General features: G+C 69.0%; 12 protein-coding genes. 7 read left to right on the top strand and 5 right to left on the bottom strand.

Features of this window, described 5'->3' with window-relative positions; all coding sequences use genetic code 11:
- Nucleotides 1–30 precede the first annotated feature (30 nt).
- The 3 genes from WMF39_RS36180 to WMF39_RS36170 all read right to left on the bottom strand — a co-directional run bounded on the left by WMF39_RS36180 (nt 31) and on the right by WMF39_RS36170 (nt 11,348).
- Nucleotides 31–5,970 carry an AAA family ATPase gene (locus WMF39_RS36180; protein WP_437741031.1) on the bottom strand — a complete coding sequence of 1,980 codons (5,940 nt, stop codon included), beginning with the start codon at nt 5,968–5,970 and terminating at the stop codon, nt 31–33.
- Nucleotides 5,971–6,609: 639 nt separating this feature from the next.
- A complete protein-coding gene (locus WMF39_RS36175) occupies nt 6,610–7,830 on the bottom strand; it encodes a glycosyl hydrolase 53 family protein (protein ID WP_437741030.1) in 1,221 nt (406 codons plus the stop codon).
- A 233-nt stretch (nt 7,831–8,063) separates the two neighbouring features.
- On the bottom strand, nt 8,064–11,348 hold the full coding sequence (locus WMF39_RS36170; protein ID WP_437741029.1) for a glycosyl hydrolase 115 family protein: 3,285 nt from the start codon (nt 11,346–11,348) through the stop codon (nt 8,064–8,066).
- A 1,264-nt stretch (nt 11,349–12,612) separates the two neighbouring features.
- Between WMF39_RS36170 and WMF39_RS36165 the strand changes: the two genes are divergently transcribed.
- The gene (locus tag WMF39_RS36165; protein ID WP_437741028.1) at nt 12,613–13,257 is read left to right on the top strand and encodes a hypothetical protein; all 645 of its coding nucleotides are present in this window, start codon (nt 12,613–12,615) and stop codon (nt 13,255–13,257) included.
- A gap of 41 nt (nt 13,258–13,298) precedes the next feature.
- Here the strand turns inward: WMF39_RS36165 and WMF39_RS36160 are convergent, their stop codons facing one another.
- Nucleotides 13,299–14,282 carry a phosphotransferase family protein gene (locus WMF39_RS36160; protein WP_437741027.1) on the bottom strand — a complete coding sequence of 328 codons (984 nt, stop codon included), beginning with the start codon at nt 14,280–14,282 and terminating at the stop codon, nt 13,299–13,301.
- 47 nt (nt 14,283–14,329) lie between these two features.
- Between WMF39_RS36160 and WMF39_RS36155 the strand changes: the two genes are divergently transcribed.
- The 6 genes from WMF39_RS36155 to WMF39_RS36130 all read left to right on the top strand — a co-directional run bounded on the left by WMF39_RS36155 (nt 14,330) and on the right by WMF39_RS36130 (nt 19,342).
- Complete coding sequence (locus WMF39_RS36155) at nt 14,330–14,563, top strand: hypothetical protein (protein ID WP_437741026.1); 234 nt, start codon at nt 14,330–14,332, stop codon at nt 14,561–14,563.
- 150 nt (nt 14,564–14,713) lie between these two features.
- Nucleotides 14,714–15,712, top strand: coding sequence for an ABC transporter ATP-binding protein (locus WMF39_RS36150; RefSeq protein WP_437741025.1), 999 nt, complete (start codon nt 14,714–14,716; stop codon nt 15,710–15,712).
- Nucleotides 15,709–16,545 carry an ABC transporter permease gene (locus WMF39_RS36145; protein ID WP_437741024.1) on the top strand — a complete coding sequence of 279 codons (837 nt, stop codon included), beginning with the start codon at nt 15,709–15,711 and terminating at the stop codon, nt 16,543–16,545. The genes WMF39_RS36150 and WMF39_RS36145 overlap by 4 nt, the downstream gene beginning before the upstream one ends.
- 38 nt (nt 16,546–16,583) lie before the next feature.
- Nucleotides 16,584–17,390, top strand: a complete 807-nt coding sequence (locus tag WMF39_RS36140) for an ABC transporter permease (protein WP_437741023.1) — start codon at nt 16,584–16,586, stop codon at nt 17,388–17,390.
- A gap of 105 nt (nt 17,391–17,495) precedes the next feature.
- Nucleotides 17,496–18,455 carry a pseudouridine-5'-phosphate glycosidase gene (locus WMF39_RS36135; RefSeq protein WP_437748074.1) on the top strand — a complete coding sequence of 320 codons (960 nt, stop codon included), beginning with the start codon at nt 17,496–17,498 and terminating at the stop codon, nt 18,453–18,455.
- Nucleotides 18,452–19,342, top strand: a complete 891-nt coding sequence (locus tag WMF39_RS36130) for a carbohydrate kinase family protein (RefSeq protein WP_437741022.1) — start codon at nt 18,452–18,454, stop codon at nt 19,340–19,342. Before WMF39_RS36135 ends, WMF39_RS36130 begins: the two co-directional genes overlap by 4 nt.
- A 19-nt stretch (nt 19,343–19,361) precedes the next feature.
- Here the strand turns inward: WMF39_RS36130 and WMF39_RS36125 are convergent, their stop codons facing one another.
- Nucleotides 19,362–20,036 carry a glutathione S-transferase family protein gene (locus WMF39_RS36125; protein ID WP_437741021.1) on the bottom strand — a complete coding sequence of 225 codons (675 nt, stop codon included), beginning with the start codon at nt 20,034–20,036 and terminating at the stop codon, nt 19,362–19,364.
- Between the last annotated feature and the right edge of the window lie 7 nt (nt 20,037–20,043).

Raw genomic sequence — 20,043 nt, 5'->3', positions numbered from 1 at the left:
CGCGGGTCGACGTGACGGCCGAGGCGCGCGTCAGGAGGTCTGCGAGGAAGAGGGCCGAACGACCGGGGGCTCGCAGGAGCGGGAGGCGAGCGCGCTCTTCGGCATGAGGAGGACCAGCATGAACGGCCGGTGGCCATCGCGCTCCTCCCCGGTGAAGCGCACCAGGGCGTCACCGCCGCGAGCCCGGAGGCTCGCGCGCACGATGTCGAGCCCGACACCTCGACCGGCTACTTGACCGATCGTCTCTGCGGTCGAGACGCCGGACAGGAAGATCTGGTCGGCCAGGGCTTCGTCGGGCAGCGCATGAACGCCCTCCCGCCGACGCAGCTTCTCGAGTGAAAGTCCGCTGCCATCGTCGAAGATCTGCAGCTCGAGCCCGCCCGGTCCGCTCCGCACGCGAACCTCGATGCGGCCCTGCGCCGGCTTGCCCGCGAGCTCTCGCACGTCGGGCCTCTCGATGCCGTGATAGAGGGAGTTGCGAAAGCACTGAACCAGGATGTCTTTCACGAGTCCCGTCCAGTCGCTGGCCAGCTGCGCCTCGGCCTGCTCCGTGAGCACCGCCGGCGCGGGCCTCCCGAGCTCCGCGGCCAAGCTCGGCAACATCTCGCGCGTCTCGTCGACCACGCGCGCCACCGACGTCGGGTCGAGGCGCGCGAGGACTCCACGCAGCTTGCGCACCAGCTCCTCGGCCGCGTCGGTGGAAGCGGCCGTCGCGACCAGGCCCCGGATGTCGTGAAGGACACCCTCGCTCCGTTCATCCAGCCCCTTGATCACGGCCGTCAGCCTCTCCTGGCAAACCGACTCGTATTCCGCGATCGTTCGCTCGACGGCGTCCAATTGTTCCAGCAGTTCGCGCCTGTCGACGGGCTGCTCTGGCTCCCGGCGCAACGCCTGGCAGGCGTGCTCCGCAGAGTGCAGGCAGTCCACCAGGTGCGTGAAGCCGTGCAGGCGAGCGTTGCCTTTCAGGGTGTGCAGGTCGCGCAAGGCGGCATCACAGAGCTGCTCGGAGCTCTCGACGTCCGGCCCGAGCGCCGCGCGATTTGCGGCTAGCAGCTCGCGACAGTTGACGCAGAACGCTCGTGTGGCCTCGACGCCGCAATCGAGCGCCTGCACGATGATGTCGACCTCGCGCTCCTTGTTGCGCGCCGCTTGCCGCAAGATACGCAGCAAGGTCACGTCGCGAACCGTGACCAGCAGGCGCTCCACCTGGCCCGCTTCCGACTCGATGAAGTTCCAAGTGATCTCCAAGAACTGGGGTTTGCCGCCGGGACCCGTACGCTCCACTTCACGGATCAGGTGGTGGGTATTCAGCGCCGCCAGCCACGGCTCTTGATCGAAGGCGCAGCTGAGCGCTGCCTCTGCCGCGCTCCGCGCGTCCGGTCGCACGCTGGAGCCATCGAACAGCAGCGCGAGGCAGTCGCGACCGACCAGCTCTGCACCGCCGAGGATCTCCGCCAATCGTCGAGAGTATCCCGGTTCGACGCGGCGGTTCCGGTCGATGGTGAAGACGCCCTCGTCCAGATTGTCGAGCATCGAAGCGATTTGACGGTTCTTGAGCGCCAGCTCCTCGGTGCGCTGGGCCACTCGTCGCTCCAGGCTCTCGTAGAGCTGTGCGTTGTAGATCGAGATCGCCGCCTGGCTGGCAATCACCTGCAACGCAGCCAATCGATCGAGCGTGAAAGCATACGCGCTGACGTTGTTCTCCACGTACAGCGCGCCCAGGACGTCGCCCTTGCGCATGATGGGAGCGCACAGCACCGAACGTACGCTCCGCCTTCGAATCTGCGGGTCCGCCTGGAAGGCGCCGGCCTTCGATGCGTCGTCCAGCGTGACGGCCTCTCCCGTGCGCAGCACGTAGCTGACGACGGTGGGGCACAAAAACTCGGCTTCCGAGTACTCCACGCGCTGCGAAAGGCTCGTGATCGGGCGCTCCACGTGGGCGCGCGCCTCCACGTAGTACGTGCGATCGGTGTCGTCTTGCAAGACGAGGCAGCCGTGCTCCGCCCCGGCGTTCTCGATCAACGTGGCCATCAGCGCGGCGAACAGCCGCTCGGTCTCGACCTCGACGAAGATGCTCTGCGTTGCCTTGAGCAGGGACGCGCTGTCGAAACCCTGGCCGGCCGCCATCGCGCCGCGCGGCGTCGCGATGTCTCCTCTGGCGGCATCCGCGAGCAAAGCGGGGTGCTCACGCGCCAGCAATTCGAGCTTCGCCGTGGCGCCCCAGTCAGCGTAGAGCCGGTAAGCCGTCTCCAGGCATGTCCTGGCGTGAAGGGGCTCGTCCAGCGATAGCCACATCTCAGCCTGGTGCTCGTGGACGAGCGCCCGCAAATGGATGAACCCGTCTCCGGCCGTTCTGATCGCGTCGCGGTAGCGGGCGAGCACGGCTTGCAGCGGCTGCCCCGTCAGGCGCGCGTGCTCGGCGGCCAGGAAGTGGGCCTTGTGAGCGAAGTTCTCCGAGCACAGACGGGACCAAGCCTCGAGCTGCTTCAGGTTCTCCTCGATGACAGCGAGCAGGGCCTCCCGCGCCTCCGGGCCTCCTTCGCGGCACGCCCTCGCCGCCAGCAGCCCCTCGAAGAGCTTGTAATCGGGAAGCGAGAACTGCCCCGACGCGATGATCAAGAACTCCCGGGTGAACTCCGTCCACTGACGCGCCGAAGCGAAGTCGCCCAGGATGAAGCTCGTCATCATCTGGGCTTGCCCGTAGGCGTAGCAGTACTGGGTGCTCTTCTCGGCAACCACCACGGCGGTCGCCTCGTGGTCGGCCGCGGCGACGGCCTGCCTCTCCGATTCGCGCGCCGTCAATCGAGCGACGGCTCGCTCGACGACCAGCGCATTGACCAGCTGACCTGCCGCCGAAATGTGCGTCAAATACCGCCGCAGCTCCGCTACCTGCTCGCGACAGGCCCGCAGCCGCGCGCCGACCAAGAACGAGCGCTGGGCGCGATCGCTCTTGGCGTAGGCGACGTGCTGTAGGTCGCCGAGCATGAGCCCGCTCTTCTCCCCTCGGTCGTAAACCGCGAACAGATCTCGGTAAGTCCCCTTCCAGTGCGCAAGAAAGCCCACGAACACGAAGCACACGCCCGATTCGACCGGGGTCGGCGAGAAGCGCTTCAAGAGCTCGAAGGCAGCCAGGCCGATGCGATAGGCGGCATCGTAGTCGCCCAGCATCGCGAGGAGGATGATGCCGCAGTCAGCGAAGTTCTTGCACGAGACCGCGTCGACGCCGCGGTTTAGCGCCAGGTCGAACATGATGAGCTCCGCCAGGAAGAACAAGGGCGGATAGGTTTGAAACGCCGGAGGAATCACCTGCGCCAGCAACTCGAGGACCAGGCGCGCCTCTGCGTCCTCTGCCGTCGGAAGCGCCGGCAGGCCCTCGATCGTCACGCGCGCCAGGTGCGCCTGCAGCTTGCCGATACCCTCACCGATGCCCTGGTTGATCTCGTCGGGCGCCTCCGGCAAGCGCACGCCGAACTCGGCCAGGGCCGCGCGCACCTGGACCACGGCGTCCAGCATTCGCCCGCCGTGCTCGAGGATCCGGGTCTTCAAGACATGAACTCGGCCGCGCGCCAGGCGGTCGGGGGCGAGCCTGAACGCCTCCTCGCAGAACGCTTCGACATGCGGGTCAGCCAGCACGAACGCTGTCTCGGCGCGCGCGAAGATCGCTCGAAAGGCCAGATCCGACGAACGTTCGCCCTCGCAGCTGGCCAGCAGCTCGACGGCGATCTCGGCGTGGGTCCCCGCGATGCTCCACGCGCCGCTCTGAAGCGCCTGGTGACTCGCGGTCAGGTTGAGCTCCACGAGGTCGAGGCGCTCTTCTCGGTCATGGATCGCGCGGCGAGCGGCGTTCAGATGATGAAGCACCTCGAAGATCCGACTCGGCGCGCGATCGCCCCGCAGGCGCTCGCGCAGGATCCGTCCGATGCGACCATGAGCTGCGACGCGCTCCGCGTCGCTGGCGCGTGAGAGCGCCGCCTGCTGCACACGCGAGTGTTCGAAGGCGTACGATGCAGGCTCGTGGCTCCGGCCAGGCGCTGACGGCTCCGCTCGAGCCTCGACGGAGACCTCGGACAGGAGACGATGGGCCAGCCCCTCGCGAACGAGCTCGAGACAGGCCGCGAGCGGTCTGTCCACGGCCTCCGACAGGGTCTGCAGATCGAAGCGCATGCCGAAGCACGCTGCGGCAGACAGCAGCCTCGCCGCCTCGGGAGAGAGGTTCTCGAGGCGCTCCGCCATCAACGCGCCGACATTGTCGCAAGCGGGGTGCGCCTCCGCGCGCTGCAGGTCAGCGGACCATCGGCCGCGCTCGACCTCCAGGCGCAGGATGCCCTGTCGATGCAAGGAAACGAGCAGCTGACCGATGAAGAACGGGTTACCGTCGGTCTTGCGCCTCACGATCTCCGCGAGCCCGCGGGCTTCAGCGACAGGCGCGCGCAGCGAGCGAGCCACGATCGCCGCGACCGCCTCGGAGGACAGCGGCCCGAGCGGCAACGTCAGCACGACCTCCTTCGCCCGGTGCAACGTTCTCTGCAGGCTCAGGAGCGTCGGCGCGTCACTGACATCACCGCCGCGGAGCGCGGCCAGCACCATCACGTGACTCGAGTCGGGGTTCGTCAGGATGGCAGACAGCACCTCGGCAGAGGCGGCGTCGAGCCACTGAGAATCGTCGAGCACGAAGGCGAGGGGACGCTCCGGCGTGGCGAAGATACGGATGAAGGAGAGGAAGACATGCTGCAACCGGCGCCGCGCCTCGATGGGGTTCAACGCGACGATGGACGTGGAGGGACCGGTGACGCAGTGGAGCGCCGGCACCAGCTCGGTCATGATGCCTGCGTTGTGCCCCAGAGCTGCGGTCACGCGCTGCCGCAGCTCCGTCAGCTCGGCTTCGGAGAGCGACAGCAGGTCCCCTGCCAGGCGTCGTAGCACCTGCGCCAAGCCAGACAGCGGCACTGCCTGAGCTCGCTCTTCGAACGCCGTCGACAAGAGGCGCGCCGGCGCTCCGCTGTGCTGTTGCAGGAACTCCGCGAGTACGGCGGACTTTCCGGCGCCCGCGGCTCCTGGCATGAGGACGAGCAGCCTCTTGCCGGAGCTCACGTCGTGGAGGGCGCCTGCCAGCGCGGACAGCTCGGCGTCGCGTCCTTGGACGTCTCGACTGACGATGAATTGACTGGAAACGTCATTCTCCCCCAGGACCACGGCAGGGAGGGTCTGCGTTCGCCGGAAGCTCTCACAGAGCGTGGTCAGGTCGCTCAGCAGCCCGTGATCACTCTGGTAGCGCTCGTCAGGATTCTTCGCGAGCAGCTTGGACACGAGCTGTGCGAGGAGCGGCGGTATGTCGGGCGACAGCTCGGTGACGAGCGGAGCGCGCTTGGACACGTGCGCGTGAGCCCAGCCGATGGCGTCGGTCGCCGCGAACGGCAGCTGGCCCGTCAGCATTTGGAAGAGCGTGACGCCCAGAGAATAGTAGTCTGCTCGATGATCGGGGCGACGGTTGAGGCGGCCCGTCCGCTCTGGCGCGATGTGGGCGAGTGAGGGCGCGGATTCGCAAGCGGCGCCGCCTGCCGCGTCCTCGGAGACTGCCAGGAGATCGGCAAATTCGACACGTCGAGTCTCGAGATTGACCAGAAAGCTGCCATGGCTCATGTCCTCATGAAGCAGCCCCTGCTCGTGCGAGCGATGCAGCAAGCGAGACATGCCGAGCGCGAGCTCCAGGCACGTTCCGACCTCCAGACCCTTCGCGGGAATCTCGAGCGGTGCGCCTCCGAAGTCCTCCATGATGAGCGAAAGCTCGCCGTCTACCTCGCGCACGTCGCCGTCGATCGCGAGCGTGCCGATTCGACGCCACATCTGCAGCTCGAGCTCCAGGACCCGGCGCGGCTGAGCGACCTCGTTCCGGAGCGAGTGCAGCAGCACGCTCGCGCCGGAGGTCGCGCGGCGCGCGCGCCGCCAGATGCTGCGCGGCAACACGGCCACGGTCTCCGTGACCTGATAAGCGTCGTCACCGAGGTGCGCTTGACTGTTTCGGTTCATTGATCTGCGTCCCGCTCGCTTTCGTCAGCCGACGCTGGTTCTGCCGTGTGCTCGAGAACGGCGCTCCCCCTGATGGCTGAAGGAGACACAGCGCCTCGCGACCCCCCTGCCGGGAGCCGCTCACCCGCTGCGCCCCCGTCGCCTCCCGCTCTCCTCCTGGGCGCCCGGTGCCGGCCCTGGCGCCTCCCGTGGGAGCAGGGTCGGCGGCGCGCTCTGGCCTAACGACGAGAAATCGACGAACCAACGCAGAGAGAAGGAAATCCAAAGCCTTCCGAAACGTCAAGCCCCAACTGCGGGACCTTGCCCCGGTCGGCAGCGCATTCGTCGCTGCGAGCTGGCACACTCCCATGAAAAAAGCGACGCTATATCAACGACTTGACCCATGCGTCGAAGGACGCCGCCGTCACTCCACAGCCTGCGGGAGCTCGTGCCTGCCGTGCGCTCGGGCTCAGCGCACGCACGGTGGCCCGCTGGTGCGACGGGCGGGCGCCCTGGGATCGCGACGGGCTCAGCGCCAGGGGATACGTGCCACGGTGATCGTGAAACGGGGCCCTCGGGAGCGCCACGAACCTGCTCCCCGCTTCAGAAGTCCCGGTAGTCGACCTTCATCTGATCATAAGGCGCGATCATGCTCTCGATGACATCTCCGTTCGGCGAGAAGATGCGCTCGTGCCACTCGGTCGGCTCCCAGATGAAGGTGCCGAGCCCGCGCTTGTCCGGGATGTTGAACATCAGGTCGTTGGCCGCGCGCTTCTCCCACGAGTACTCAGCCACCACGAACTTCAGGTCGGGATAGCGCTTCACGAGATCATCGAAGTTCGCCTTCCACCCCGAGGGCGGCCCCTGGTACTCGGTGTAACAGGACTGGCCGAGCACATCGAACTCGACGCCCTGCCCGAGCACCCCGTCGACCCACCAGCGCGTCGTCGCGTTGTCGTCGCAGCGGTCGAGGTGCAGCATGACGGTGATCGTGTCGTCGGCGTCCTTGACGCCCTGGATCCCGGCCTTCAGGAGCGAGCCCAGCCCCTGGAACGCCTGCCCGGTGACGAAGCCGTCAGGCCACAGTAGCCCCTGCGGGATCTCGTTGCCGATCTGGACCATGTCCGGTCGCGCGCCGGCGGCGCTCAGCTGCTCGATCGCGTCCCGCGTGAACTCGCGCATGGCGCTCGCCAGCGCGCCGCCCTCGAGATCGGTCCAGGCGACGGGCTTGTGTTGATCGTCGGGGTCGGCCCATACGTCGCTGTAGTGAAAGTCGAGCAGGAACCCCATGTTCGCTCGCTTCACGCGCCGCGCCATCTCGATCGTGTGCTCGAGATCGCAGAAGCCCTCGCGCGAGTAGGGATCGTCGTCGACGGCCGCGTCGGCGTACACCGCGGTCGGGTCGTTGAACAGGCGCAAGCGGATCCAGTTGAACCCGTGCGCGTTCAAGATCTCGAGGATGTCCTTCTCGACGAGCTCACCCGTCCGCGGATCGATGTCGCGGAACACCTTGCCTCCGGCCTCACGCTCCTGCACCCAGGAGATGTCCGCGCCGAGGATGAAGCCCTGGGGCGCGCCCGGCGTCCCGTCGCCTCCGCTCCCGCCCGTGCCCGCGCCGCCCGCGCTCGCGGACGTTCCACCCGCGCCGCCGGTGCTCGCGGACGTTCCACCCGCGCCGGCTCCGCTGCCGCTCGTGCTGCCGCTCGCGCCGCCCGCGCCGCTCCCCGTGGACGCCTCGGCGCCCGTCGACGCGGCCTGACCGGCGCCGCCCCCGCCGGCCCCCGAGCTCTCACCGCACGCGGCGAGCGCCGGAAGCAGCGTCACCACACCCATCCATACCAGCGTCTGTCGCAGCATCCCTGATCCCGGCGAGGATCCTACCATTGGCCATTCGCGCGATCACGGCGCACGAAGAGGGCGCGTCCACGATCGCGGCGCCGCCGGTAGAAAGATCCGCTGTCGATAGGCGCCGGGGCGCATACGGGGGCGCATAAATGACGAGAGCCCGCCGCACAGCGTGTGCGCGGCGGGCCCTCGGACTGCTCACAGACGATGGTTTACTGCTGCTCCGGCCCCTTGCCCATCCAGTAGCTCTCGGGCGGGCCCAGGAGGCTCTCCTTCACGCCACCGGCGTCCACCACGATCTTCTGGACGATCACGCCAGGATGGACCATCCACACCTTCAGCGTGTGGTCACCCGCCGCGGCGATCGTGTGCTTGGTGCGCATGATGTTGGCGTTGTCCGAGGTGTGCCGCTCCCAGATCTTGTTGCCGTTGCCGTTGAGCTCGACGGCGTGGCTCGTGTTGACCTTCTGGATCGGACCGTCGTCGAGCGACACGGCGTACTGCAGGCCCTCGGTCCAGTTCTGGAAGTTGTTCCTCGGCGACACGTAGACATACACGTTCACCGGGCCGCTGCTCGTGAGGTGCATGTCGTACTCGAGGCGAGGCGACGCGCCGCCGGGCTCCTGGGCCTCGGCCGTCACAGGGAACGGCGTCACGCCCGACCCGGTGCGCCCGATGTCCGGGAGCAGCTTCCACTCGACGTCATCCGTGCTGACCGCGCGGCTGTAGTGATCGGCTTCCATCGAGACATAGCCGTTCGCCTCGATGAAGCGGTTCGGCTTCCACGCGACCTGCCGCGGGTCCTCGACGCGGGCCGTGACCACCACCGAGCTCCCGTCCGAGCCCGTGACCGTGATCGGGACATCGACCGGGAACGTCTGGTTCGTGGGGATCATGACCCAGTCGACCCTCACCGTCGCGCGCACCTCCTTGTCGACGACACCGTGGCTCGGATAGACGTTCAGCCACGGCGGGCAGGGCGTGTTCGCGGCCCAGCCGGCGGGGCACTCGACCGGGAGAGCGGCGTCGATCGTGTACTCGAGCGGCTCGCTGCCGCGGTTGAACACCTCGATGTACTGCTCGGGCTGCGTCTGATACCGGCTGAACGCGGGCAGCACGGGGGTCGCGGTGCTCCCGTCGCCTGCCCCGGCGCCCGTCCAGAAGTTGCTCGATCCGTCGATCGCCACACCGAGCTCCGCCGCTTCGGGGACCTCGATCGAGACGAGCTCAGGCCAGATGAACTCCTGGATGTTGTTGTACTGGTGCTCCGGCTGCTGCCAGGACGGGTTCCCCGGCGCGCCGTAGCCGATGTGAGGCTGCGTCTGGAAGCCTTCCCACTTCCCGTCGGCGAGATCGTGATTGTAGTAGTAGGAGAGCGCCAGATCGTCCTGGAGCCGCGCCTCCGCGATGGCCGCCAGGTCGTTCGTGGCCGCGCGCCCCTGCGCCGCGTAGAGCTTGTTCTTGAACCCAGCCAGGCGCAGCGCGTACAGGTTGGCGGTCGCCTTCACCTGGTAGAGCACGAGCTGGAAGTAGGCATCCTGCACCTCCTCCGGCAGGAGCCTGGCCGCGAACTCCGCCTGCGAGGCCAGCGCCTCCCACTCCTCCGTGACGCTCTCGAGCTCGCGGTAGTTCGTGAGGCTGAACGGGCTCGCGCCGTCGTCGTACGTGATCGCGGCCGTGTCGGGATCCGGGACGTCGGTCGTGGGCGCGCTGACCATGAGATCGTAATCGACGGTGATCTTCCGGTTGGTCAGCTCCGGCTTGCGATCCGACTGCAGCAGCGCGTAGCTGTGCAGGATGTCGGCGATGATGTCCGCGTGCTCGGAGCCGAACTGCTGCTCGGTCCACCGCCGCTCCCAGTCGCCGATGCGCTCGACCGGCCAGCGGTCCGGGTTCCACGCGTAGTCGAGGAAGAACTGGAGCGGGAGCTCCTCGTTCTTGAAGTCTCCGACGTTGACGACCCAGAGCCGATCCACGCCGTAGTTGTAGGCGAGGTGGAGCTGCTCCCAGACGTTGGGCAGGAGGATCGTGTCGACCCACTTGTAGTTACGGCCGCCGCCGACGTAATCGAAGTGGTAGTAGAGGCCGAAGCCGCCGGCCCGCTCCGTGCCGAGCTCCGGCAGGCGCTTCATGTTGGACCAGTTGTCGTCGCAATAGACCACCGTGACGTCGTCCGGCACGCGGATGCCGGCGTCCCAGTAACCCTGGATCTCCTTGTACAGCGTCCAGATCTGGGGGATGGTCGTCAGGTCCTGCCCCGTCACGTCCTCGAGGATCTTCCGCTGGGAGTCGACGATGCTCTCCATGAGCGGGATGCCGTCCGCCGGGGGCAGGCTGACGTCGCCGGGGCCGCGCATGCCGAGCGTGACGACGCCCTCGATCTTCTCGTCGACCATGCGCTGGATGCCCTTGGTCCAGTGCTTCTTCAGCGCGTCGGAGTTCACCGAGAAGCGCCAGTCGCCCGTGCCGCCGTACGGATCGGTCTTCGGCTTGGTGACGGTGCCGGCCGCGTCCTTCACCTCCGGGATCACGTGGCGATTCCACTCCTCGATACCCTGCATCATCGGGGCCTCGTGCGAGGTCCCCATCACGACGCCGTACCGCGTGGCCGTCGCGTGGTTCTCCGGGTCATCCTCGCCGAACGCCCGGCCCCAGACGGCCGGCCAGATGTAGTTCGCCTTCATGCGGAGCGCGACCTCGAAGATCTTCTCCCAGTAAAGGTGGTTGAGCCCTCCGGGGAAGCCCTCCGCCTTGCCCGGCCCGAACATCTTGGCCGCCCAGTTGCCCGTCGCGGGGTTCTCGTCGTTGATGAAGAACCCGCGGTACTTCACCTTCGGCTCGCCCTGGGTGTGCTGCCCGGGGAGCACGAACAGCGCCTGCTTCTTCTGGGCCGGGACGTCGTCCCACCAGTACAGGGGCGATACGCCGATCTGCGAGGAGAGGTCGTACGCGCCGAAGATGGTGCCGCGCTGGTCGCTGCCGGCGATGACGAGCGCACGGTCCACGCCCTCCACCGGCTGCTCGACGATCTGCGTGACGAACGTCTCCCACTTCCCCGTCAAGCCGGAGACGTCGAGCCGCTCGTCCGCCACCAGCTGATCGATGATCGGGCTATTGCCCACCGTCCCGACGAGGACCACTTCCTTCGCCGACGCCGGGATCTCGTGGTTGACGGCCGCGGCAGTGCCGGTCACCCGCTGGATGTCCGCCGCGAGGTCGTCCACGACGCGGTTCACGCCCGCATAATCGCTCTCGCTGACGACCAGCGGAGCGACCTTGCCGCTCACGGCGAGGGGGAAGCGATCCGCTCCACCTTCGGTTGAAACGTACTTCTCCAGGGAGCCCGTCACCGGGTCGACCGGCGACACCGGCGTCTCGCCGGGCGGGCCCTCGGGCCCCGGCTCGCCGGGCGCGCCCGGCGCGCCCGGCGCGCCCGGCTCTCCCGGATCGCCCTTCGCTCCATCCGACCCGCAGGCGGTCAACGAAGCGAGCGACATGGGGAGCAGCAAGCAGAGTAGCGAGGATCCGATTCGACCCTTCCTGATGACCATGCGTGCGTAACTCATAACGGTGTTTCCCTCGTTGATGCGGCTGACCGGCGTCGTCGACGCGCCCGCGCTGGACACGGGCCGTGACCTCCGGCGCTGAGGCCGGGCGCTCCTATGCAATCGTCCAAATCCCTGCGGCGATCTGCGCGATCGTGATCGTGATCACGAGGCGCTGTTCCGAGCGAACACGCCGTGGCGATCCCGGTGATCACCACGGCGTGACATGCACACCGACGGTCCCGAGGCCCGCAGGCTCGACCCGCACCGGCCGCGCCGGACAGGACGCGCCCGCTTCGGGCCGCCGGAGGCGCGTGGAAGCGAGGCGCCCTTGACGCGCGGACACGGTCCGGCGCGGAAGGCCCCTCGCTGCACGCCGCGTTGCCTGCGGTCGGGCTGGGTTCCGTGGTCGATAGTTGTTGACAGATGAAGCTCGGAGGCAGAGTACGCCTTCTCTGCACAAGCTGGCTGGGTGTGACCCAGGTTGCACCTCGCTGGTGTGGCCCGGGAGAATTCCCGCAGCAAGCCGATCTGATCACGAATCGCCTCGATTTTTCGGGTCGGCATCCGTTTTGGTGATCGTGGCGCACGGGGGGATGCCGCCATGCGTCGAGGTGGCTGTGGCCTGGTGCGCGCGTTTCTTGGCTTACCGCAGCGGTGATGAGTGACAGTGCTTATGAAGTTCCGCTCGTCGATGGGGAAGAAGGCGTTGTTCTGATAAACGATGTTTCCCTGAGCATCTGCAACCGTCGAGAGCGACGCCGCCACGACATTCAAAACGCCAAGATGCCGCGTCAGTCACGTGCCTCGAAGCGAACGAGGATAAGTAAGACTCATTACAAATGAACCAAGAGAGGGGTACAGGCAGGCTGGCCCGTTCCGCCGCGATACTGCTTCGAGAACAGCGCCATTGCAAGAGGAGGCTTTGGGGCGCTCCAACAGAGCTTCGAGGCATGGGGTTGCGTCATTATGTGCCGGGTGGTGAGTTCGATGGCCGGTTTGTGCCGTCGTGGGTCAGCGGCAAGCGTTGAAGGCGGCGCGTCAATTTCGTGGCGCTTCGGGTTGCGACGTCGCCCCCGCGCTGTCCGCCTGCGGATGGAGGCTGGAGCCGCGGAGCGCAACGGCGCCGCCGCGATGCGAGGACGGTGTGGCGCGCCGCTTGCTATGCGCCATGCCTGGCACAACCTCCACAGGCTCGTTAAGAAAGGGCAACACCATGAGAGCACATCGCATCATCCAGGGAGCGCTCCTGCTGGCAGCGGCGCAGCTTCCTTTCGTCATCGCTTGCGCGCGCGTCGTCGAGGGCTCGGACGGCGCCGAGTCCGAGGCGGAGCCGGACAGGGGCGACGACGCGGATCCCGGGCCGGAGTCGTCGGACACCACGTCGGGCGGCGGCGCGGACGCGCCCGATCCGGCGGCTCTCGATCTGTTCGCTTGCGACTTCGAGCCGAGCTGTCAGCCGGTCACCATGCACGCCTATCCGAGCCCGCCAGAGGCGCTCTCGTGCGCGGCCAAGCTGGTGACCGGAGGCGGCACGGGCGTCCTCAGCTCGCTGCTCACGCCTGGCCCGTACATCGACGAGACCGAATCGCTGATCTTCGTGCTGGGCGACGGCACCGCGCTGGTGCAGACCCGCGAGAGGCACTGCGGGCGCGAAGGGATGGAGTGCGGGCCGACGCTCGTGTGGGAGGCGCCGTCGCCGCATCAGATCTGCGACCTCGTCGTCTCCCCGGACCTCGAAGCGGCGTGCGAGGAGGACGCCGAGGGGTGCGGCTGGTGGCCGTGGGCTGACGTGGCGAACTGCCGGGCCGTCGAGGAGCACTCCTGCGAGGACGTCACCGCCCTGCTCGCGGCCATGTGATCGCGGCGGGGCGCGCCGGCCGCGAGCGGCCAGATCTCCCCTCAGAACGGCCAGATCGTCTGTTCCAGCTCGGGCAGCGAGGAGACCTGGGACTCCCATCCTTCGAGCCTGAGCTGGAACCTGAGATTGCTGTACCTGTGCAGCAGCGCGAGGGCCATCAGCTTGCGGCTCAGCGCTGGGCCCAGGTCGGCAGGCGGGTATCCGTAGGCGCCGAGAAAGGCGCGCTGGAGGTCCGCGCTGCCGGCCGACAGGAAGAGGCACGGGCCCAGGAGATCGTACTCGGGTGCTCCGAGGCACGCGTCCGCGAAGTCGATCATGCCGGTGACGCTCCACCTCCCGCCCGCTCGGGTCACGAGGAGGTTCTCCGGCGTGTACTCGCCGGTCAGCAGGACCGGGACGACGGACGTCGGCAGGAGAGCGCGGGCAGACTCGAGGAAAGCCGGGATCTGCGAGACGAGGCGCTCGGGCAGGCCCATCCGCCGGTGCCGGCCCTCGCATCCGGCGATCTGGCGCTCCAGGAACGCAGCCCAGCCGAGATCGATGCTCTCCAGTCCAGAGGTGGGCAGCGCGTGGGCGGCCCTCATGATCTCGCCGATGCGGGCGAGCGCCTCGGCGCGCTCCGCGCCGCTCATCGCGGGCCAGGCCTCTTCGAGCGTGCGCCCCGGGAGGCGCGATATCACGAGATAGGGCCAGCCTTCGAGCTCCGCTTGCCAGAGGAGCTCCGGCGTGGCCACGGGGACGTTCCCGTGGAAGCGCCCCAGCGAGAGGCGCTCGGCCTCGAACTGGTGCCGGAGGAAGGGCGGGAACAGCTTGATGATCTGGCCTGCGTCGTTCGAGACGACCACGTTGGTCCCGTGCGCGAAGGCGGAGAGCCCGCCCGACGAGAGCCCGTGGCGCTCGCACACCGCGCGGATGGCCGGGAGAAAGGCGGGGAGGTCGGCGCGGATCCGGTCGAGGCCGCCGGGGCCGTCGAACGACGGGAACAGGGATCGATCGCCGGGGGGCGCGCTGGGATCGGGCGGCATCGAGGCGGCGGGTACCGTAACCCGCGCGCGCCGGCGCGGCCATCGACATGCAGCGCTATTGCCTCATCGAGCCGCAGACCGGCGCGGCCGTCGCGTGCTGGGTGCAACGGGGCGGCGCGCCGGCCGCGCCGTCGTTCGTTTACGACACGCTCCAGGCTTGCTACCCCTGGTACCGGGCCTGCATCGCCGCGGGGGACTCGCGCGATCCTCCGGGCGTGCTCTACGCGACCTCGAACGACTACCGCTACAGCCGCTGTTCGCCGCTCGCGAAGCCGGAGTGACGGCGCGGCAGGGATCGCAAGCGGGCAGGCTCAGCACGTAGGCCGCGTTCGCGGCGCTGGCGGCTTGACCGAGGTCGGGGCCCGCGGCGCTGGCCGCTCGACCCAGGTCAAGTATGCTCCCGGGCCGCCCGTGAGACCCTGGCCGCCGTCATGCCGCTGATCGTCGTCGAGGACCTGCGCAAGGCGTACCGGGTGGCCGAGCGCCGGCCGGGCGCCCTGGGCGCGCTCGCCGGGCTCGTGCGCCCGCGCTACCGCGCCGTGGACGCGCTCGCGGGCGTCTCGTTCTCGCTCGATCGGGGCGAGCTCGTCGGGTACATCGGGCCGAACGGCGCCGGCAAGTCGACGACGGTCAAGATCCTGGCGGGCATCCTCGTGCCGGACTCGGGGCGATGCGAGGTGGCCGGCCGCGTCCCGTGGCGCGAGCGCGTCGCGCACGTGGGGCGCCTCGGCGTCGTGTTCGGCCAGCGCACCCAGCTCCTGTGGGATCTGCCGGTGATCGACTCGTTCGAACTCCTCCGGGACATCTACCGCGTCGCCGCGGCCGATCACGCCCGCGCGCGCGACGAGCTCGTCGCGATGCTCGATCTCGGGCCGCTGCTCGACACGCCGGTGCGGCAGCTCAGCCTCGGCCAGCGCATGCGGTGCGATCTCGCGGCCGCGCTGCTCCACGCGCCCGACCTGCTCTTCCTCGACGAGCCCACGATAGGCCTCGACGCCGTCTCGAAGCTCGCGGTGCGGCGCTTCGTGCAGCGGCTCAACCGCGAGCGCGGCGTCACGGTGATCCTGACGACGCACGACATGGACGACATCGAGGCCCTCTGCTCGCGGGTCATCCTCATCGCCGGGGGGCGGGTGCTCTCGGACGGCTCGCTCGAGGCGCTGCGCGCGCAGGTCACCGCGGAGCGCTGGCTCATCGTGGACCTGGCGGACCCGGCGGCGGAGATCGCCGAGCCACGCGCCGAGGTGATCCGCCGCGAGGGCGCCCGCGTGACGCTGCGCTTCGACCCCGCCGCGATCTCGACGGCGGAGCTGGTCGGGCGCGTGACGGCCCGCACCCCGGTGCGCGACCTCCTGGTGCAGAACCCGCCCATCGACGAGATCGTGGCGCGGCTCTACGGCGAGGGCGGCGAGGCGGGGGCGCCGCCGTGAGCGCGCCGTTCGAACGCTTTGCGGCCAATTTCGCCGCCTGTGCCGCCGTGTTCCGGGCGCGCTGCCGCGCGCTCCTGCAGTACCGCGCCGCGGCCGCGGCCGGGTTCGGCACGCAGCTGTTCTGGGGGTTCATCAAGGTCATGGTGCTCGAGGCGTTCTACGGGAACGCCCTGTCGGGCGCGCCGCCGCCGATGGCGCTCGGGCAGGCGATCACGTACACGTGGCTCGGACAGGCGTTCTTCCAGCTGCTGCCGTTCTCGACGAACCCCGACCCCGAGGTGCGCGAGCTGATCCGCACCGGCGCGGTGGGCTACGAGCTGGCGCGCCCGCTCGATCTGCACGCGCTCTGGCTCGCCCGCGCGCTCGCCGCGCGCGTCGCGCCGACGCTGCTGCGCGCGGTCCCGATGTTCGCGGTCGCGGTGCCGCTCCTCGGGATGGGGCTGCCGCCGTCGCTGGCCGCCGCGGGCGCGTGGGCGGCGGCGATGGTCGGCGCGGCGGCGCTCGTGGGCGCGTTCGCGACGGCGGTGACGTCGACGATGCTGTGGACGACGTCCGGCGACGGCATCGCGCGGATCGTGCCGTCGCTCGTCCTCGTCGCCTCCGGCATGATCGTGCCGCTGCCGCTGTTTCCGGCGTGGATGCTCCCGTGGCTCGACGCGCTGCCGTTCCGCGGCATGGTCGACGCGCCGTTCCGGCTCTACCTCGGGCACCTGCCCGCGGGGGCGCTCCCGGGCGTGCTGCTGCACCAGGCGCTGTGGACCGCCGCGTTCGTGGCGCTCGGCAGGGCGATGGTCGCGCGCGGCCTGCGCCGGCTCGTGGTGCAGGGCGGCTGAGGGACGAGGAACGGGCGAGGAGACGAGGAACAGGCGAGATGTCGCTCGATGCAACGAGGCTTTACCTCCGGCTCGCCGCCGCGTCGCTGCGGGCGCAGATGCAGTATCGCGCGTCGTTCGTGATGTGGTCTGTGGGGCAGTTCATCACGGTGGGCATCGAGCTGCTCGGGGCGTGGGCGCTGTTCGACCGGTTCGGCGCGGTCCGGGGGTGGCGCTTCGCGGAGGTGGCGCTGCTGTTCGGCCTCGTCAACGTCTCGTTCGCGCTCGCCGAGTCGTTCGGCCGCGGGTTCGACACCTTCTCCGCGATGGTGAAATCGGGCGATTTCGACCGGCTCCTCCTGCGCCCGCGCTCCACGGCGTTCCAGGTCGCCACCGGGGACTTCCAGTTCCTGCGCGCAGGGCGGCTCGCGGTCGGCCTCGTCATGCTCCTGTGGGCCGGGAGCGCGCTCGGCGTCGGGTGGACGGCGGCCAAGCTTGCGTTGCTCGTCGGCGCGATCGTCGGCGGCGCCTGCGTGTTCTACGGGCTCCTCGTGCTCCAGGCGACGCTGTGCTTCTGGACGATCGAGTCGCTGGAGATCATGAACGCGTTGACGTACGGCGGCACGGAGGCCGCGCAGTACCCGCTGACCCTGTACCGCGACTGGTTCCGGCGCTTCTTCACGTTCGTCGTGCCGCTCGCGTTCGTGAGCTACATCCCCGCGGGCGCGCTGCTCGATCGCCCCACGGTCCCCGCGCTGCCCGAGGCCGCGCGCTGGGCGTCGCCGCTCGTGGGGGTGGCGTTCTTGCTCGTGTCGCTGCGCATCTGGCGCTTCGGGGAGCGGCGGTACCAGTCCACCGGATCCTAGAGCGATAAACGGATTGAAACCTCCTGAACAGGGCAGAATGTGGCGCTCGTGCCCGGTGCCTCTTCAACCGCCAAACCCTCGCCGCCCAAGGATCTCAGCGTGTCGATCAAGGACTATCTCTCCATCTCGCCCGAGGTCAGGAAAGCGCTCGCTGGCGGCCGGCCGGTGGTGGCGCTCGAGTCGACCATCATCACGCACGGCATGCCGTATCCGCAGAACCTCGAGATGGTGCAGCGCGTGGAGGCGGTGATCCGCCGGAACGGCGCCGTGCCGGCGACGATCGCCATCATGGACGGCAAGCTCAAGGTGGGCGTGACGGGGGAAGATCTCGAGCGGCTGGCCAGGGGGGGCGGCAAGGCGGCCAAGGCCTCGCGGCGCGACGTGGCGGCGCTCCTGGTCCTGGGCGGGCTGGCCGGGACGACCGTGGCGACAACGATGATGGCGGCGGCCTGGGCCGGTATCCAGGTGTTCGCCACCGGGGGCATCGGCGGCGTGCATCGCGGGGCGGAGACGACCTTCGACATCTCCGCCGACCTCGAGGAGCTGAGTCAGACGCAGGTGGCGGTGGTCTGCGCGGGGGCCAAGTCGATCCTCGATATCCCCAAGACGCTGGAGACGCTGGAGACCCATGGCGTGCCGGTCCTGGGCTACAAGACCGAGGATTTCCCGGCCTTCTGGGCGCGGCAGAGCGGGCAGAAGGTGGACCACAGGATCGAGAGCGCCGAGGAAGCGGCCAGGGTCATCGCGCTGCAGTTCGAGCTCGGCATGGGCGGGGTCCTGGTGGCCAACCCGATCCCCGAGAGCCATGCGATGGAAGCCAGGGCGATCGAGGCGCGGATCGAGGAGGCGATCCGGTGCGCCGAGGCAGAGGGGGTGAGCCGCAAGGACCTGACGCCGTTCCTCTTGAAGCGCATCTTCGAGCTCACCGAGGGCAAGAGCCTCATCGCGAACATCGCGCTGGTCGAGAACAACGCGGCGGTGGCCGCGGAGATCGCGGCGGCGATGAGCGAGCTCGGGGCCAGGCCCAAGTCGAAGTCGAAGTCGAAGCCGAAGGCCAAGGCATGAGCGAGGCCGACCGCGTGCTCGTGGTGGGCGACGTGATGACGGACGTGATCGTCCGCCCCGAGGGGCCGCTGGTGCGCGGCTCGGACCGGCGCGCCAAGATCGAGAGCCGCCCCGGAGGCTCGGGGGCCAACCAGGCGGTGTGGCTCGGCTCGATGGGAGCGAAGGTGTCGTTCGTCGCCCGGGTAGGAGCCAGGGACAAGCCGCATCTCGAAGCCCATTTCAAGGGCTTCCATGTCGACCCGATCCTCGTGGCCGACCCGCAGAATCCATCGGGCGTGCTGGTCATCCTCGTCGACGCCGACGGGGAGCGGAGCTTCCTTACCGACCGTGGGGCGAACCTCGCGCTCGAGCCTTCGGACATGCCGGTGGGGCTCCTGGACGAGACGCGGCTGGTGCTCCTCTCGGGGTATTCGCTCTTCGCCGAAGGGCCTCGGCGGGCCGTGCTGCGGCTCGCCGAAGAGGCGCGGCGCCGCGGCGTCCCGATCGCCCTCGACGCCGCGTCCGTGGGCTTTCTGCGGGAGGTGGGGGTCGGGGACTTCCTTGAGTGGACACGAGGGATGTCGACGCTGCTCGTCAACGCCGACGAGGCAGAGGCGCTCTCGGGCACGGGTGACCTCACCGCGCAGATGATCGCGCTGGGCGCCTATTTCGAGCGGGTGATCATCAAGCGTGGCGCGCGGGGCGCGGCGGTGGGCGGACGGCAGGGCGTGCGCCTCGACGAGCCGGCGCCTCAGGTCGAGGTGGTGGACACGACCGGGGCCGGCGATGCGTTCGCGGCCGGGTTCATCACCGCGGAGCTCCAGGGCGCGCGCGAGGCGGAGTGCCTGCGGCGCGGGATCGAGGCGGGATCGAGGGCGGTGAAGCAGCTGGGTGGGCAGCCGGAGTAGACGGCAGCCTGGGCGGCGATCAGCTCGCCTGCGCCTCCGCTGCGGCCGCGGCCTCGTGCGCCGCGGCGAGCTCTGCGTCCTTCGCCGCGATCCGCGCGAACGCCGGCCGGCTGCACACCCGCGCGACGTAGTCCTTCACCTCCGGCAGCTCGGGCACGAGCTTGAACTTCACCATCCACTCCAGCGCCTTGCCCCAGAGGACGTCGGCCGCCGAGAACCGATCGCCGAGCAGATACGGCCCCTTCCGGAGCGCCTCCGCCACCACGCCGAACATCGTATCGAAATCTCCGTACGGAGACGTCGCGGCCGGGGCCGGATCGCGCTTCATCGCCCGATCGACGACGGCCGGCTCGAAGCACGACCCGTAGTACGCGATCCACCGGAGGTACGGCCCGCGCAGCGGATCCCCGATGGCCGGGGTCAGGCCGGCCTCCGGGAACAGATCGGCGAGGTAAATGACGATCGCGACCTGCTCGGTGACGAGCGCGCCGTCGTGCAGGATCGCGGGCACCTTCCCGAGCGGGTTCACGGCGAGGTAAGGGGCCTTCCGCTGCTCCCCGGCCTTCATGTTCAGCACGCGGAGCTCGTGGGGCGCGCCCAGCTCCTCGAGCAGGATGCGCGTGCCCATCGAGCGCGAGTTCGGAGAATGGAACAAGACGAGGTTGCCCCTCGGGATCGTGGTCGAATCAGCCATGTTGCTG

Source organism: Sorangium sp. So ce1504 (assembly GCF_051521635.1).
GTDB lineage: Bacteria > Myxococcota_A > Polyangia > Polyangiales > Polyangiaceae > Sorangium > Sorangium cellulosum_B.
Note: the sequence above shows the minus strand (reverse complement) of the source record. Positions and strands in the feature narration are given on the sequence as shown.